This is a genomic window from Psychromicrobium ferritrahens, from assembly GCF_043789415.1.
Classification (GTDB): domain Bacteria; phylum Actinomycetota; class Actinomycetes; order Actinomycetales; family Micrococcaceae; genus Renibacterium.
The window spans coordinates 1,327,551-1,343,748 of the sequence record NZ_JBDLLW010000001.1 but is presented as its reverse complement, the minus strand read 5'-3'; the positions used below and the strand labels follow the sequence as shown (position 1 = coordinate 1,343,748).

Below are 16,198 nucleotides of genomic sequence, written 5' to 3'. Positions count from 1 at the left end.
CTTACGCCGCGTGCCCCTTTCGAGATTCTCTGACAGCAACAGGGTCCTGTGAACGGTGGTCGTGGATCATCAACTGCTTAACCCAGTGAAGTCGAATTAACCCAAGGAAGCCGAACTAACCCAAGGAAGTCGAACTAAACCCAGTGAAGTCGAAGGGCGATCGAGCAGTTCAACTAACTGGATTCCCGGAGCACCAGCTTCAATAACTCGATTGCCCCTGCCTTATCCAGGGGATTGTTCTTATTGCCGCATTTGGGTGATTGAACGCAGGAAGGGCAGCCGAATTCGCACTCGCAGGCCATAATGGCGTCGTGGGTTGCCTGTAACCAGGTCTTCGCCATCTGGTAACCGCGTTCGGCGAACCCGGCTCCGCCGGGATGGCCGTCGTAGACGAAGACGGTCGGCGCGCCGGTATCAGCGTGCTGGGCGGTCGAGACTCCGCCTACGTCCCAGCGGTCGCTGGAAGCGACCAGGGGCAGTAGCCCGATCGCCGCGTGCTCGGCGGCGTGCAGGCTGCCTGGAAATCTGGCTTGGGTCAGGCCCTGAGAGGTCAGGAAGGAAGCATCGACGGTAAACCAGAAAGCTTTGGTGAAGAGGTCTTGGGCGGCCAGGTTCAGCGGCTCCTCACCGAGCACTTCATTGGAGACCAGGGCCTTGCGTTGGAAGGAGACCACCTGGGTTCGTACCTGTACCTCGCCGAAATGCAGGCTCACCGGGCCCCAATGCTTATCGCGCTGCTCGCTCAGCACCTCGATCTGGGTGACTTCGCGGGCTGTCGTGTAGTAGTCCGGCCAGGCTCTGCGAACCGCCACATAGTGTTCCTCTTCATTGAGCTCCTCCACCAGATAGCTCAAGCCTTGATGCGTGTAGACCGCACCGGCGTGTGCCTGATGATGGGATTGAGCGGCCCCCATGGTGCCGAGCACCGTTCCGGTATCAGCCTCGATGATATTGAGTGGGCCACCGCCTCCGGCCCGCAGATTGATCATCGCCGCTGGGCTCTGCGCATGGGTCCAGAACCAGCCCGCCGGCCGACGTCGTAAGTATCCTTCGGAGACCAGCGAATCCAGGAGCTTTTCGGTGCCGGTGCCGAAGAGAGTGAGGTCGGCTCGACCGAGTGGCAGCTCCGCTGCGGCTGCGCAAAGATGCGGCCCGAGGACCACCGGATTGTCCGGATCGAAGACGCTGGCTTCCACCGGAACGTCGAAAACAGCCTCCGGGTGATTGACCAGGTAGGTGTCCAGTGGATCATCGCTTGCCACAAAGACCGCGAGGGCCTGCTGCCCTGCCCGGCCCGCCCGGCCGAACTGCTGGAAGAGCGAAGCTTTGGTGCCCGGCCAACCGGCGACCAGGACGGCGTCCAGACCGGAGATGTCGATGCCGAGCTCCAGGGCGGAAGTGCTGGCAACGCCGAGCAGTTCGCCCGATCTGAGCGCCCGCTCTAGTTCCCGGCGTTCCTCAGGGAGGTAGCCGCTGCGGTAAGCGGCTATCCGCTGGGGCAGACTGGCATCCACTTCTTCCAGCAGTCTTTTGGTGTTCCCGGAAATTGCCTCAGCACCGCGCCGGGATCGAATGAAGGCGATGGTTCGCACCCGTGCCGAGACCAGGTTCGCCAGCAGATCAGAGGTTTCGGCGATGCTGGTGCGGCGCTCCGGAGCATTGTTTTCTCCCGTCAGCTCGCTCAGCACGGGTTCCCAGAGCGCTATGGTCGTTGCGCCGTGTGGGGAACCATCCTCCGAAACGGCGGTGACCGGGGCGCCGAGCAATCTACTGAAAGAGCGGTCCGGCTCCGCTGCCGTCGCGGAAGCCGCAATGAAAACCGGATCGGCCCCGTGATGCGCGCAGATTCGCCGCAGCCGTCGTAAAAGCGCGGCGATATGAGAACCGAAGACGCCTCGATAGCCGTGTGCCTCATCGATGATGACGTACTTCAGGCGCCGGAAGAACCGGCTCCACCACTCGTGGTTCGGCAGGATTCCGAAATGCAGTATATCCGGGTTGCAGAGCACGAAATTTGCGTGGTCCCTGATCCAGCGCCGCTCCGAGACCTCGGTGTCACCGTCATAAGTCTCAGCTCGTAGCGTGCTGAGCCCCAGGGCTCGCAGCGCGGTCAACTGATCGGCGGCTAGCGCCTTGGTCGGGGAGACATAGAGCGCCACCGCATCCTCGGCGTCCTGCAGAATCTTCCCGGGGTTGCAGGCCTGAATCAGCTGGGCCTGATGAATCGCATTGATCGCGGGCAGCTGGTAGGCCAGGGATTTACCGGAGGCGGTTCCGGTAGCAACGATGACGTGCTGGCCACGGTGCGCCAGCTCGGCGGCCTCCATCTGATGCCGCCAGGGTTGCTGAATTCCAAGCCCAGCGTAGGCCTGGACGATCTCCGGGTGCACCCACTCGGGCCAGGCAGCAAAGATCGCCTCCCTGCTGGGTACCTCCCGGACATGGCGGAGCTGTTCCGGTTCCGGACCACGGCCCAGGACGGAGAGCAACGACCTATCGGAGTTCACCGTGTCATTCTGTCATTAGCCGCAGACACCGGCGCAGCCCTTGCCCGGCGCCCTGATCAGGCAGCTCCTCGTCAGAGGACCCTCTCGCCAGGCGGCCCGGTATTCTTTAAAGGTGGCAATACACCGAATCGTGCTTTTTTACGCTTTCACCCCTGTGCCGGACCCTGAAGCTGTCCGGCTATGGCAGCGTGCGCTCTGCGAACAGCACGAGCTGAAAGGCCGGATCCTGATCTCCAAGGACGGTATCAATGTCACGGTGGGTGGAGAGCTGGGGGCGCTCAAACAATATGTGAAAACCACCAAAGAATATTTCAAGGGGATCGACGTCAAATGGTCGGAGGGTTCCGCCGCTGATTTCCCCAGACTGAGCGTCAAAGTGCGGGATGAGATCGTCAGCTTCGGTGCGCCCGGCGAGCTCAAGGTGGACGCGAAAGGCGTGCAGGGCGGCGGCAAGCACCTGCAACCCGAGGAGCTGCATGCCCTGGTGGCGGAAAAAGACGTAGTGTTCTTCGACGGCAGGAACTCTTTCGAGGCTCAGATCGGCAAGTTCAAAGACGCCGTCGTGCCCGATGTCTCCACCACGAGGGACTTCATCAAGGAGCTCGACTCCGGGAAGTACGATGCGCTCAAGGATAAGCCCGTGGTCACTTATTGCACCGGTGGAGTGCGTTGCGAAGTACTTTCCAGCCTGATGGTCAACCGCGGTTTCTCAGAGGTTTATCAACTGGACGGCGGCATTGTCCGTTACGGCGAGAAATACCGGGACGAGGGACTCTGGGAAGGCTCCCTCTACGTCTTCGACCAGCGGATGCGCTTGGAGTTCAGCCCCGAAGCCAAGACCATTGGCAGCTGCGTGCGCTGTTCCGCCGCTACCAGCGATTTCTACAACTGCACTAACCTGAGTTGCCGCACGCTGAGCTTGTACTGTGCTGAATGTGCCAGCGATCCAGCCAATCTGCGCTGCCCCGATGGCTGTCAGGCTCCAGAGCGGAAAGCCACTGACGTTTCAGCTGCCTCAATGAGCCTGAACTCTGCGCACTAGCCGCCTTGATCAGCGGTTATCGATCAGCGACTAGTGCGCAGAGTGTCTGCGGCATCGCGGCACGCTAGCCCGCAATCAGTTCCGGCACCGGTCCTTCGTGTAAGGCCAGATACACTCGATCGCGCAGCGTATTGGCTTCGGCTATGGTGAGTGTCCTCTCCAGCGCTTGCAGGGTCAGCCGGAGCAGCACATTCGACTGCCCCTCCACGATGCCGAGCCGGCCGCGCGCCGCCGCTGGAAGCCCGGCGGCCGGCGTCGTCGTGAGAATCTCCAGCGCGGCGAGCACCTCAGCCTCAGCACCGAGCGCAGTCCTGGCCAGATCTCCCAGGGTCTCCTCGTCCACCGCGGAGTCGCAGACCAAGGACAGATCTCGTTGCATCGGCGGCATTAAGGAAACCGGCATCCACGGCGCTAGATCGAGCAACTGAGACTGCACTCGAGGATCGCTTCCCCGCAGCAGCCGGATGTCGTCGATGCCCTTGCGTAGCATCAGAGCCCGATCGAGCCCCATCCCCAGTGCGAGTCCACACCATCGTCTGGGTTCCAATCCGGCGGCGCGCAGAATCGGGCTGGCAACCAGGCCGCACTCCGCTAGTTCGAGCCACTCGCTCGAACCGTCCCGGCCTTTCACCAGCACGTCCAGCTGATGACCGTGAGCGGTGTAAGGATGCTGGGTCGGTGTTGCACGCCACTGGCAGCCGGGCAGCACCGCCTCGGCTACCGCCGCCATCATGGCGTGCAGCTCGTCCAAGCCGAGCAAGCCCCGTGCTTTCAGCCGCCACAGGTCCACCTGGTGCGGCGTGCCCACGTGGTTCCGGTCAACAGCATCCCGCCGGTACACCAGGCCCGGCAGCACGTGCAGGATGTCATAGCGCTCCTCGGTGTTTCGCAAGCCGTCGAGCAGCGCCGGAATACCGGCTGAGGTGTGGCTGCGCAGCATCACGGTCGGAGAGACATGGCGGGAATAGCGCGAGTCCCTGGTCACCGCACCCGCGCTATAACCCAGCCGATCATAGTTATCGCGGGTAGCGACCAGCGGATTCAGCCGGTGCGTTTGAACTGGAATCTGCCACTCGGTTTCGAGCGCCTGGACGACGTCGGCCAGCATCTTTTGCATCGCGTGCTCACCGTTTGCCGGATCGCTCAGGTCACGCACTGCGAGTGCGGCATGGAGTTGAGATAAAGAAAGATCATTGGTCATCGGGGTTCCTTCGATCGGATTTTTGAGGAGCAGAACTCCCTCGACCGAAACCCCCGGGATGCGAATCTAGCGCACGGCGAACCTGCCCCGGCGGCCGAACGGCCGAGGGCAGCTAAATCGCTGATCACTGTGCATGGCATTCATCATACAGCCGTGCCGGTGACGCCGGGCTCGGAATTAACTAGCCTGAGAGCATGACCTTTGATGCTCCCACGGATGTGCCGATCTGCGATCTGCCTCGAATGACCGCTTTGCTGGAGGCCTTGCAGCAGGTGAATTACACGGTCGACGGCGTGGCCGAGTTATTGGGAGAGCGCGGCTATGCTGCGCTCAACCGGGAGCAATTCAGCGCAGCGCTGCTGATCACCGAACGCTCTGGCTCGCCGCTTGCCTTGCTGATTCGGCTCTTCCTGCTCGCCCAACCAGTGACGACCGCAGAACTGGATGCTGCGTTGCCCGGCCTGGACTCCACGGGGCTGTCCTCACTCGGCCTGATCGAGATGAGCGGAGACGCCTGCCGGGTCTTGATGGACCTGAGGCCGTACTCCTTCGAAGATGAGCGAGGCGAAGTGCGGCTCTGGGTTGCCAGCGATCTAGCGGCTCATCAGAGTCCTGGAGTGCTGCGACGAGACCATGTGCTCGGCATCGGCGGCGCATCGCTGACCCTCGCCCAGTCGACCATCAGGAAACCGGTACGCAAGGCCCTGGATCTCGGTTGCGGTTGCGGTATTCAAACCCTCCACCTGCTCAGGCACGCCGATCATGTCACGGCCACTGATATCTCGGCCCGGGCTCTGGCTTTCACTCGTTTCAATCTCTTGTTGAACGCCACTGCGCTGCGCCTCGATCCGCAGCATCTTGAGCAGCGGGTCTCACTTCGCCAGGGCAGCTTGCTGGAGCCTGTAAAGGGTGAAGAGTTCGAATTGGTGGTCTCCAATCCGCCCTTCGTGATCACGCCGCGCCGCGCCGGGGAGGACTCGGCAGAGCAATTCACTTATCGCGATGGCGGGCTGCCCGGCGATGAACTGGTCTCTTCGCTGATCCGCGGACTTCCCGAAGTGCTCAGCGCCGGCGGCAGCGCCCAGTTGCTGGCGAATTGGGAGATCCCTGAATCCGCTGCTTCTTGGCACAGCCGGATCAGCACCTGGTTCGCCGAGGAGCTGGATTACTGGCTGATCCAGCGGGAGCAGCTCAGCCCAGAACAATACGCCGAGACCTGGCTGCAAGACGCTTCCCAAGGCCGGGATCCCGAGTATTTCGCCAGCTCCTACCGAGACTATTTACTGGATTTCGAAGCGCGTGAGGTATCGAGTATCGGTTTCGGACTGGTCTGGCTACGGCGCTGGGCGGGCGGTCAACAGCGGGCGGCCATCCAGCGACTGGAAGAAATTAGTCATCCCCTTGAGCAGCCGATAGGCCCGGCGCTTGAGGCAGCTCTTGACCGGGCTGATTGGCTCGCCGAACGGCAGCAGGACGTGGATCAGCTCTCTCGGGTCAAACTCGTGGTGGCCGATGATGTCACCGAGGAACGGCATCAGCGTCCGGGGGCAGAGCATCCCGGTGTCATCCTGCTGCGCCAGGGTGCCGGGCTGCGAAGGACAACCCTGCTCAGCACCGAACTGGCGGGTTTCGTCTCGGCCTGCGATGGCACGCTGAGCGTCGGGCAGATCGTCTCTGCTCTGGAAGCCCTCTTGGAGAGGGACTTGCCGCTCGACGAGCAGATTCGCCCCCTGATAGCTGATGGCTTTCTGCTAGCGGACGATACCGACTGAGGAAGGACCGGGGGATAACCCCACCCCAGTCTGCGGCTTGCCCTGGAAAAGACGGTGGCTTGCCGCAATGCGCCCGTCAAAGTCGGTTGGCAGGCTGAATATATGACAACAGCAATCGAAACCGAGTTTGAGGAATCAATGATGTCCAGTCAGCAGCCGAATGCTCCGACGGCGGCGTCGCCGGGCCTTTTCGGCAGGCTAGGCCGGGATCTGGGTTATTGCCTGGCTTCGTTCTTCGTCGGGATCCCGGCCTTCGTCGCGGTGGTCGCTCTGCTGACCCTGGGAATCTCTACCGCGATCATCTACCTGGGGATCTTCGTGTTGATCGGCTGCGTTTTCACCGCTTCCTTTTTCGCCACTGCGGAGCGTCGCCTGGCGAGCTGGGATCGAGGAGAGCTCCCGCCGCACATCTACCGGCAGCCTCAAGGCAGCGGTCTGCGTCGGCTGCTTTCCCCGTTGACCGATTCGCTGCGCTGGCGAGAGGTGATTCACGCCGTGCTGAGTTTTCCGATTCGGGTCACGGTTTTCTGCCTCGCGGTCAACTGGACGGTCATCGGCCCCGCGATGTTACTGGCGTTCATCTGGCGACCCTACCTCGGTGAGGTGCCGGAAGACGTTCAGTCGATTCAACTCGGCGGAGTGGACGTCCTGCACTTCTGGGCGTCCGAACGATACTGGCTTGACGTCGTCATCGGGATTTTCTTCCTGCTCACCTTGCCCCTCGTGCTCAAGAGCCTGGCCCTGCTGCAGCGGGTGCTGGCCCGTGGTCTGCTGACCAACCAGTCCGAGGTTTGGAAAGTCCGAGCCGAGCAGATGGAGGCCTCCCGGAACTCTGCCGTCGCCGCCGAAGCGGGCAATCTGCGGCGCATTGAGCGCGATATTCATGACGGACCGCAACAACGCCTGGTCAGGGTCTCGATGGATCTCAAATCTGCACAGCGCCGGATGGAACGCGGTGACGCCGGAGCCGCCGAGTTGGTTGCCGAGGCTCTGCAGCAGACTCAGGACACACTCAATGAACTACGCGCCATCTCCCGCGGAATCGCTCCTCCCATCCTGGTCGATCGTGGGCTGCTCGCCGCGATTGAGGCGGCGGCGGCGCGCACGCCCGTCCCGGTTTCGGTGCAGAGCGAGGGGATGAACGCCGAAAGGCTGCCGGAAAACGTCGAGAATACCGCTTATTTCCTGGTCAGTGAGGCGCTGACTAACGTGGCCAAGCACGCCAAGGCCAGAAGGGCCACCGTGGAACTGAAGCGTCAGGAAACAGTGCTCTGGGTCTCGGTGAGCGATGACGGAGACGGCGGAGCCCACCTCGGCCGGGGGCACGGCTTGGCCGGGCTAGCGGAACGGGTTGAAGCGATCGGAGCCGTGCTCACGGTTGATTCAGGGGCCAGCGGAACCACGATCAGCACGAGCCTGCCCTTGAGCTGAGCTGATCCGGTTTGAATCAGGTCTCTCCGGAGGGCCGCCCCTTGACGCACCGGTACTCTGGTGGCGTGGAGAGAATCACAGTGGTGCTGGCCGAGGATTCGGTGCTGCTCAGAGAAGGCCTGGTGCGCTTGCTGGGCGAAAGCGGTTTCGAAGTGCTCACCGCAGTGGGCAGCGCCGAAGAACTGCTGCTCGCGGTCGAACAGTGCTCCCCCCATCTGGTGCTGACGGATGTCCGGATGCCTCCCGGTCACAGCGATGAAGGCCTGCGTGCCGCCCTCGAGATCCGGCAGAACTGGCCCGCCATCGGCATTCTGGTGCTCTCGCAATACGTTGAATTGAGTTACGCCCGCGATCTGCTCTCGACGGCGGCCAGCAGCGGAGGGATTGGCTACCTGCTCAAGGACCGGGTGACCGACGTCGATGAATTGGCGGACGCCGTGAACAGAATCCATTCCGGCGGCACCGTGCTGGATCCCGAAGTGATCGCGGCGCTGTTCAATAACAATAGGAGCCGCAGCGGCGTCGAGGCGCTCACCGAGCGAGAGCGACAAGTGATGGCCCTGATCGCCGAAGGCCGTAGCAATGCCGCGATCGGCCAGCACCTGACGCTTTCCGCCGGCGCGGTGGAAAAACACATCTCCTCGATCTTCAGCAAACTTGACCTTCCGCCCTCGTCGGAGGACCATCGCAGAGTGCTCGCCGTTTTGAGCTGGCTTCGGCAATAGCCAGCTGGCGCGGCATTGAATGTGCGGCCATTTAATGTATGGTGAACTAGATTCGGGGGCCGCATCGCAATGAGGGAAATACGCAGGTAGGAGAATCGTGCCCAGCAAGGCATCGAACATAAAGAAGACCGGTAAGAAACTGGTCATCGTGGAGTCCCCGGCAAAGGGAAAGACCATTGCCGGTTATCTTGGCGAGGGCTTCGAAGTCGAGGCGTCCTATGGGCATATCCGGGATCTGCCCCAGCCCTCCGACCTGCCCGCTGAGTTGAAGAAATCCTCGGTGGGCAAATTCGCTGTCGACCTCGACAATGACTTCGAACCCTATTATGTGGTGCCGCCGGATAAGAAGAAGCGCGTTGCCGAGTTGAAGGCCGCGCTCAAGGACGCCGATGAACTCTATCTGGCCACTGACGGTGACCGCGAAGGCGAGGCCATTGCCTGGCATCTGCTTGAAGTACTCAAGCCCAAGGTGCCGGTATATCGGCTGACCTTCCCGGAAATCACCAAAGAGGCTATCCAGCGCGCCATGAATGAGCTGCGCGATGTCGATATGCCGATGGTCGATGCGCAGGAGACTCGCAGAGTGCTCGACCGGCTCTACGGCTATGAGATTTCCCCCGTGCTCTGGCGCAAAGTCTCCCGAGGGCTCTCCGCGGGCCGGGTGCAGTCCGTGGCGACTCGTCTCGTGGTGGAGCGGGAGCGCGAGCGGATGGCTTTCCGCTCGGCGTCCTACTGGGACGTGCTGGGCGAATTCACCCCGCCCGGATCTGAGCAGCTCTTCAAGGCGAAGCTGGTGGCCGTCGACGGCGCCAGGGTCGCCACCGGGCGGGATTTCAACGACGTCGGAGCGCTCACCGCGGCCAAGGTCGCCCACCTCGATGAGGCCACCGCCACCGCGTTGGCGGAGGGGCTGCAACAGGCCGATTTCGCCGTCCGCTCGGTCGAGCACAAGCCCTATACCCGCCGTCCGGCCGCGCCTTTCACCACCTCGACCTTGCAGCAGGAGGCGGCTCGTAAGCTGCGTTTCTCGGCGCGGGTCACCATGCGGGTGGCACAGAGTCTTTATGAAAACGGCTACATCACCTATATGCGTACCGATTCGGTGGCGTTGAGCGATCAGGCGATCACCGCGGCCCGTCGTCAAGCGGCGGAACTCTACGATCCCTCTTTTGTGCCGAACTCGCCGCGGATCTACTCGAATAAGTCGAAGAACGCCCAGGAGGCGCACGAGGCGATTCGTCCCGCCGGTGACTCCTTCCGGGTTCCGGCTCAGGTCGCTCGCTCATTGAGTTCGGACGAGTTCAAGCTCTACGAACTGATCTGGAAGCGCACCGTGGCCTCACAGATGGCGGACGCCAAGGGCTCCACCGCCTCGGTGCGGCTCGGCGCCGTTTCCGCCGAGGGCAAGGACGCTGAGTTCGCCGCCTCGGGAACCGTGATCACCTTCCAGGGCTTCCTAGCTGCTTACGAAGAAGGCCGTGATGAGGCTCGGCAGAGCGATGACGCCAACGGCGCCGACGGCGGGAGGCTGCCTAATCTGGCGGTCTCCGATGCGCTGCGCACTGAGTCCCTGGAACCGCAGGGGCACGAGACCTCACCGCCGCCGCGTTACACCGAAGCTTCTCTGGTGAAGACCTTGGAAGAGCGCGGCATCGGCCGCCCGTCCACTTATGCGGCAACCATCTCGACCATCATGGACCGGGGCTACGTCAGCCAGCGCGGTTCGGCCCTGGTGCCCAGCTGGGTGGCATTCTCGGTGGTCCGGCTGCTGGAACAGTACTTCGAGAACTACGTCGATTACGACTTCACCGCCGAGATGGAAGAGGACCTGGACCGGATCTCCCGCGGCGAAGAGACCGGCTCGCACTGGTTGAGGTTGTTCTACTTCGGCGCTGACGACGGCTCCGGCTTGCTGCCGATCGTCGATAACCTCGGTGAGATCGATGCCCGGGAGATCAACTCGGTGCCGATCGCGGAGGGGATCACGCTGCGCGTCGGTAAGTTCGGGCCCTACCTGGAGAAGCCGGTTCCCGCCGATGCCCCGGAAGGCACCGAGCCTGAACGGGCCAATGTGCCTGAGGACTTGGCACCCGACGAGCTGACCGCTGAAAAGGCGATCGAGCTGATCAACACCGCTGCTCCGGAGGAAAGGGTGCTCGGGGTGGATCCGGTCTCGGGGCACAGCGTGGTGGCCAAGAACGGCCGCTACGGGGCCTATGTCACCGAGATCATCCCGGAGCCCACCGCGGAAGAACTGGCGAATGCACCCGTGGAGTACTACAAGAACGGCAAGCCGAAACCGCCGAAGAAACCGGTCAAGGCCAAGCCGCGCACCGGTTCGCTGTTCAAGTCGATGACCGTTGAGACGGTTTCTCTGGACGAGGCGCTGCAGTTGATGTCGCTGCCGCGAGTGCTGGGTGCGGATGCCGAGGGCGTGGAGATCACCGTGCAGAACGGCCGTTTCGGGCCCTATTTGAAGAAGGGCACCGATTCCCGTTCGATCGGCTCCGAAGAGGAGATCTTCACGATCACCCTGGAGCAGGCGCTGGAGATCTACGCGCAGCCCAAGCAGCGAGGGGCGCGCGCAGCCGTGCCGCCACTCGCGGAATTCGGTGAAGACCCGGTTTCCGGTAAGAAGATCGTGGTCAAGGAAGGCCGCTTCGGTCCGTACATCACCGACGGTGAAACCAATATCACGGTGCCGCGTGCCACCTCGATCGAGGAGCTGACCAGGGAACGCGCCGTCGAGCTGCTCGCCGAGAAACGCGCTCGCGGCCCGGTCAAGCGCCCGGGCGCCCGGGCCAAAGCCACGACCAAGAGGAAGGCCACGGCCAAGCGCTAAGCTGCCATCCTTTTCGTAGCGCTGTGGAAGCTAGAGCCGTTCTGACCCGCTTAGTAGCGGCTCTAGCTTCCACAGCGCTGCTGGCTTTAACTGGCTAGGGCACCCATCGGATCCCAAGCGGGTAGCACCCGGGGTGCTTCTTCCAGGGCGGCGCGCAGTTCCGGGCTCAGCTTGTTCTTATCGACCGCGACCTCGAACATGTACTCGTCGAACCACGAGTCGTTCATGGTGTAGAAACCCTGATCGGCACCTTGATCACCCCAGCTGTTCTCCACCCGCCAGCGCCGGGTGCCGCCGTCCAAGACGTCGACACCGGTGAACAGCATGGCATGGGTCATCGCTGATTCGCCGATGTTAACTCGTTGTTCCTTGTCGAGGCTCAGATCCACTCCGTAGACGCCGTCGTAGTCGAAGAGCTCGGCGTCCCATAAGCCCTCTGTCCGGAGCATCTGTGGTCCGACGTCGCAGCCGAACCAGACCGGCGCACCGGACTCCAGGGACTCCTTGGCTAGATCCTTCATCAGCTGGATATCGACGTTGAGGTAAACCGTGGGATCGCCTCCCACGATATTTCCCAGGTATTCGACGGTCAGAGTCTTCCCCTTGGGGTGTTCCGACCGCGGATCGTCCACTAGACAGACGTAGTCGTCCAGGTTCAGCGTGGTGTACTTCGCCAGGAACTCCTGCGGGCTGAGCACGCCGGCGCGGGTGAATTTCTTATCGTCGTCGATCCACTGCCAGTCCACGGTGCTGGGCGGGGTGCCCAAGTGGATGGTGAGGACTTTGTGAACCTGAGCGATGGTCTGCTGCACTAGAGCATCCAGTTCTGCTTCCTCGGCGCCCTTGCCGACCGCTGAGCGGAGCTCCAGGGCGGCCTTGCGCAGCAGGGTCTTCAGCCGGGAGTTCATCTGATCGGTGTCCGAGGAGGACTGCGTCTCCGGCATCGCTTCCTGGGGCACCGCACCGTACTTCTTGAAGATGCTGCTCGACATATTCCACTGGCCGCCGTCGCCCATCAGGGAATCGCCGAGGAAGGTTACCAGTCGGTCATCCAGCGGGCGATCCGCGGTTTCGATGATGGATTGCAGGTAGTAGTTAGCTCGCTCTAGCTTGTCGAAGTACATCGGGTAATTCTGCGAGAACTCGAAGTTCTTGACGTTGAGGATCTGCCGGGCTTCGGCGCGCAGCAGATTGAGCGCGGCGAACAGCCAGCAACGGCCGGATTTCTTCTGGTTGGTCACTTTCCAATCGTCGAGTCGCGTCGACATGGAATGCGAGCTGCCGGCTAGCACGCGGTGGTTCACCGCGATGTCGTTGAGCGCGGTGCGGGTCACCGCGTTCTGCGCCAGGACAGCTGCGGAGTTTGCCGAGAATTCTCCGTTCAGGCTTGATAGTTGATCACTCGTGATGGCTTTATCGGTTATTCGTCGAGCTTTACTCATTTGTTCAGTCTGGTACGGATGCTGATGACATTCAATCTCTTCGATCGGTCATTCGTCTCAGATCGTGGTGCTCGGTGCGCTCAGCATAAACTGGGCAGCATGAGACTTGGCGTTCTCGATATCGGCTCAAATACTGTGCATCTGCTCTTGGTCGATGCGCACCCGGGTGGTCAGCCGGTGCCCTTCGCCTCCCATAAACGGCCGCTCTCCCTCGTGCAGTACCTGGACGACGACGGCGCGATCACCGAAGCGGGGCAGAACGAGCTGATCGAGTTCGTGCTGGAAGCCCGAGAATTCGCGCTGAAGCATCAGGCCCAGGACCTTCTGGCGTTCTGCACCTCCGCGATCAGGGAGTCCAGCAACGGCGAGCAGGTGCTGAACCGGGTCCAGCGGGAGACCACGGTGCAACTCCGCGAGCTGACCGGGCCGGAGGAAGCTGCGATGACTTTCTTCGCGGTGCGCCGCTGGTACGGCTGGGGTGCCGGGACGGTTCTCGATTTGGATATCGGTGGTGGTTCCTTCGAGATGGCCCTGGGTGCCGACGAACTGCCGCAAAAGGCCACTTCGGTTCCGTTGGGCGCTGGGCGCCTGACCCGGGATTGGCTTTTCGAGGATCCGCCGACGGCCAAAAGCGTCAAAGAGCTTCGTAAATACATCCGTTCTACGCTCAAGCCTGCTGTCAAGGAATTCTCCGAGCTGGGCACCCCGCACTTAGTGGTCGGCACCTCCAAGACCTTCCGTTCTTTGGCCCGAATCACCGGGGCAGCGCCCAGCGCGATGGGTCCCTTCGCACGGCGCGAGTTGCACGCTCTCGATCTGGGTCTGTGGACCCAGCGGCTGACTGCGATGAGTGCAGCGGACCGTCTGCATCTGCCCGGAGTCTCCGAGGCCAGGGCACCACAGCTGCTTGCGGGGGCTCTGGTGGCTGAAGCGGCGCTTGAACTGTTCAAGGTCTCCACGATGCAGATCTGCCCCTGGGCGCTGCGGGAGGGGCTCATTCTCCGCAGGCTCGATCAGCTGGTCTTTGACGGCCCTCTCGAGCCGCCCCGTCATGTCAGTGCCCGGCCAGCTTCCGAGCTGAGCCGATCATGATTCCAGTGGCCCTGTCGAGTGCCTCGGTCTACCCGCTCTCGGTTCACGACGCCTTTGCGACGGCTCAAGATCTCGGCTATGACGGCCTTGAGGTGATGGTGACCAATAATGCCACCAGCCAGAATGCGGCGGCGCTGCGCACTTTGAGCGAAAAGTATCAATTGCAGGTGATGGCGATCCACGCCCCAACCTTGCTGCTCACTCAGCAAGTGTGGGGGAGTTACTGGAACAAGGTGGAACAATCCATTAACTTGGCTGCGGAGCTGGAGGCCTCCGTCGTGGTGGTTCACCCGCCCTTTCGTTGGCAGAGCGACTACGCTCGCAGCTTTGTCTCCGGGGTGCGGGATCTGGCTGAATCTAGTGGAGTGCGGATTGCGGTGGAGAACATGTATCCGTGGCGGGTACGCGGCCGGGAAGTGAAGGCCTACCTGCCCGATTGGGATCCGATGCCCCAGGACTACCCGGATGTCACCTGGGACCTGTCGCACGCCGCCACAGCAGGGGTCTCCTCACTGGAGTCGATCCGTGAGCTCGGGCCCAGATTGCGGCATCTTCATCTGACTGATGGCACCGGATCCTCCAGAGATGAGCATCTGCAACCAGGGTTGGGCAATCAGCGGGCCGCAGAGGTTCTGCAGCATCTGGCCAGTACCGGGTTTTCTGGAACGGTGGTTGCCGAGATCTCCACCCGTAAGGCCAAGGGCGTGGGGGAACGGGAAGAATGGTTGGCCGAGACTTTGCGATTCGCGCGAGAGCATCTGCGCGGGAGCATCTGAGGCTTCAGCCGGATTGATCAGCCAAGGTCCGCCACACCAACACCACGTGCTTTGAATCCAGCCGTCCCACTGAGTGGTGCAGAAGTTACGGATGAGGCCGGATCCTTGCCACATCTGCACCATCCGTAACATTCGGTGGGACGGCTGGTCTCGGAGGGGGCTGGTTTCGGGGGCTTGCAGAGCAGAAGTCGATTTAAATGAGAAAGCGCCGGAGAGTCGTCAGGGGCAGTGGTTGGGGGGAACACTGCCCGACTCTCCGGCGCTGTAACCGATCGTTAAGAACGACCAGTCCGCAATCACTCGCACCTTAATGAGGTAATTACTAAGTTAGACGCCCTCTCTGGGGGCAAGCTGCTATCAAGCTGGGAATTGGCTGACAATCTAAAATCGTTTTGGTAAATGGCTTCAGAACTGTTTCTTCCTTCTTGGATACGAGCCGATTCAGCACAGATTCGAAAAGCCACGAGCCTTGGTGGAAAGATGAAGTCATGACGAATCGAATTGCCTTTCTAGGTTGCGGGTCCATGGGTGAGGCCATTCTGGCCGGGCTGCTGACGGGGCCGGTTGAAGCTGCTTCGGTCGTCGCTACCGTGCGGCGGGTTGAACGCGCGCAGGAGCTCGCGGAACGGCACGGTATTGCCGTGATTGCGACGTCGGAGGAACCTCAGGCCAACTCTCTTGCGGTGGCCGGTGCCGAGGTCGTCGTGCTCGGCGTCAAACCTGCGCAGATCGCTCCGCTCTGCCGTGAGATCTCAGCCGCGCTGGAACCCGATGCAGTGCTGCTGAGCGTCGCCGGTGCGGTGACCATCGAGCAGATCGAGCGGGCCTTGCCGGAGGGGCAGGCCGTGGTGCGGAGCATGCCGAACACGCCCCTCATGGTGGGGCGCGGCGTCGTCGGGCTCTCCCTGGGCCGTGCGGCCAATGAGCGGCAGGCCGAGCTGGCCAAAGCGGTCTTCGCGGGCTCAGGGGTGGTGCTCGAGGTGCCGGAAGAACAGATGCCAGCGATCGGTGCGATCAGCGGATCCGGCCCGGCCTACGCCTTCTACCTCGCCGAAGCAATGGCTTCGGCAGCTCGTGAACTGGGCTTCGATGAATCGACGGCGAAGACCCTGGCTTCCGAGACGGTCGCCGGAGCCGGTCTGATGCTCGGCGCGGAAGGCGCGGATGCCACCGCGTTGCGCAAAGCGGTGACCAGCCCGAACGGCACCACGGAGCGCGCCATCGCGGTGTTCGATGAGCAGGGCTTGCCCGGCATTGTGCTCGCCGGGGCTCAGGCGGCCGTACAGCGCTCTGACGCCATCACCGCGGAGCTGGATAGGGCTTAGCGTGTTCTGCTCTCGGGGCAGGCCTGGAGCGCCGCTGAGAGCA

At 62.2% G+C, this 16,198-nt stretch carries 11 protein-coding genes; 8 read left to right on the top strand and 3 right to left on the bottom strand.

Going from position 1 to position 16,198, the window contains the following annotated elements; genetic code table 11:
• Positions 1–173 precede the first annotated feature (173 nt).
• Positions 174–2,507, bottom strand: coding sequence for a DEAD/DEAH box helicase (locus ABDK06_RS06235; protein WP_394940025.1), 2,334 nt, complete (start codon positions 2,505–2,507; stop codon positions 174–176).
• Positions 2,508–2,619: 112 nt separating this feature from the next.
• Between ABDK06_RS06235 and trhO the strand changes: the two genes are divergently transcribed.
• The gene (gene trhO / locus ABDK06_RS06230; protein ID WP_394940023.1) at positions 2,620–3,549 is read left to right on the top strand and encodes an oxygen-dependent tRNA uridine(34) hydroxylase TrhO; all 930 of its coding nucleotides are present in this window, start codon (positions 2,620–2,622) and stop codon (positions 3,547–3,549) included.
• Between the two features lie 64 nt (positions 3,550–3,613).
• On the opposite strand, the gene srmL is transcribed toward trhO, so the two are convergent.
• Entirely contained in the window at positions 3,614–4,750 is a 1,137-nt protein-coding gene (srmL, locus tag ABDK06_RS06225) for a PheS-related mystery ligase SrmL (RefSeq protein ID WP_394940021.1), read from the bottom strand.
• A 194-nt stretch (positions 4,751–4,944) separates the two neighbouring features.
• Here srmL and ABDK06_RS06220 point away from each other — a divergent pair, with 194 nt between their 5' ends.
• From ABDK06_RS06220 to topA, 4 genes are all read left to right on the top strand, one after another.
• On the top strand, positions 4,945–6,522 hold the full coding sequence (locus ABDK06_RS06220; RefSeq protein ID WP_394940019.1) for a DUF7059 domain-containing protein: 1,578 nt from the start codon (positions 4,945–4,947) through the stop codon (positions 6,520–6,522).
• A gap of 102 nt (positions 6,523–6,624) precedes the next feature.
• Complete coding sequence (locus tag ABDK06_RS06215) at positions 6,625–7,953, top strand: sensor histidine kinase (RefSeq protein ID WP_394940017.1); 1,329 nt, start codon at positions 6,625–6,627, stop codon at positions 7,951–7,953.
• Between the two features lie 74 nt (positions 7,954–8,027).
• Positions 8,028–8,678, top strand: a complete 651-nt coding sequence (locus ABDK06_RS06210) for a response regulator transcription factor (protein WP_394940807.1) — start codon at positions 8,028–8,030, stop codon at positions 8,676–8,678.
• Positions 8,679–8,775: 97 nt separating this feature from the next.
• Positions 8,776–11,520, top strand: a complete 2,745-nt coding sequence (gene topA, locus ABDK06_RS06205; protein ID WP_394940015.1) for a type I DNA topoisomerase — start codon at positions 8,776–8,778, stop codon at positions 11,518–11,520.
• Positions 11,521–11,606: 86 nt separating this feature from the next.
• On the opposite strand, the gene ABDK06_RS06200 is transcribed toward topA, so the two are convergent.
• A complete protein-coding gene (locus ABDK06_RS06200; RefSeq protein WP_394940013.1) occupies positions 11,607–12,962 on the bottom strand; it encodes a C1 family peptidase in 1,356 nt (451 codons plus the stop codon).
• A 99-nt stretch (positions 12,963–13,061) separates the two neighbouring features.
• Between ABDK06_RS06200 and ABDK06_RS06195 the strand changes: the two genes are divergently transcribed.
• The 3 genes from ABDK06_RS06195 to proC all read left to right on the top strand — a co-directional run bounded on the left by ABDK06_RS06195 (position 13,062) and on the right by proC (position 16,155).
• Positions 13,062–14,054 carry a Ppx/GppA phosphatase family protein gene (locus ABDK06_RS06195; RefSeq protein ID WP_394940011.1) on the top strand — a complete coding sequence of 331 codons (993 nt, stop codon included), beginning with the start codon at positions 13,062–13,064 and terminating at the stop codon, positions 14,052–14,054.
• On the top strand, positions 14,051–14,830 hold the full coding sequence (locus ABDK06_RS06190) for a sugar phosphate isomerase/epimerase family protein (protein ID WP_394940009.1): 780 nt from the start codon (positions 14,051–14,053) through the stop codon (positions 14,828–14,830). Before ABDK06_RS06195 ends, ABDK06_RS06190 begins: the two co-directional genes overlap by 4 nt.
• 488 nt (positions 14,831–15,318) lie before the next feature.
• On the top strand, positions 15,319–16,155 hold the full coding sequence (gene proC, locus ABDK06_RS06185; RefSeq protein WP_394940007.1) for a pyrroline-5-carboxylate reductase: 837 nt from the start codon (positions 15,319–15,321) through the stop codon (positions 16,153–16,155).
• Positions 16,156–16,198 lie beyond the last annotated feature (43 nt).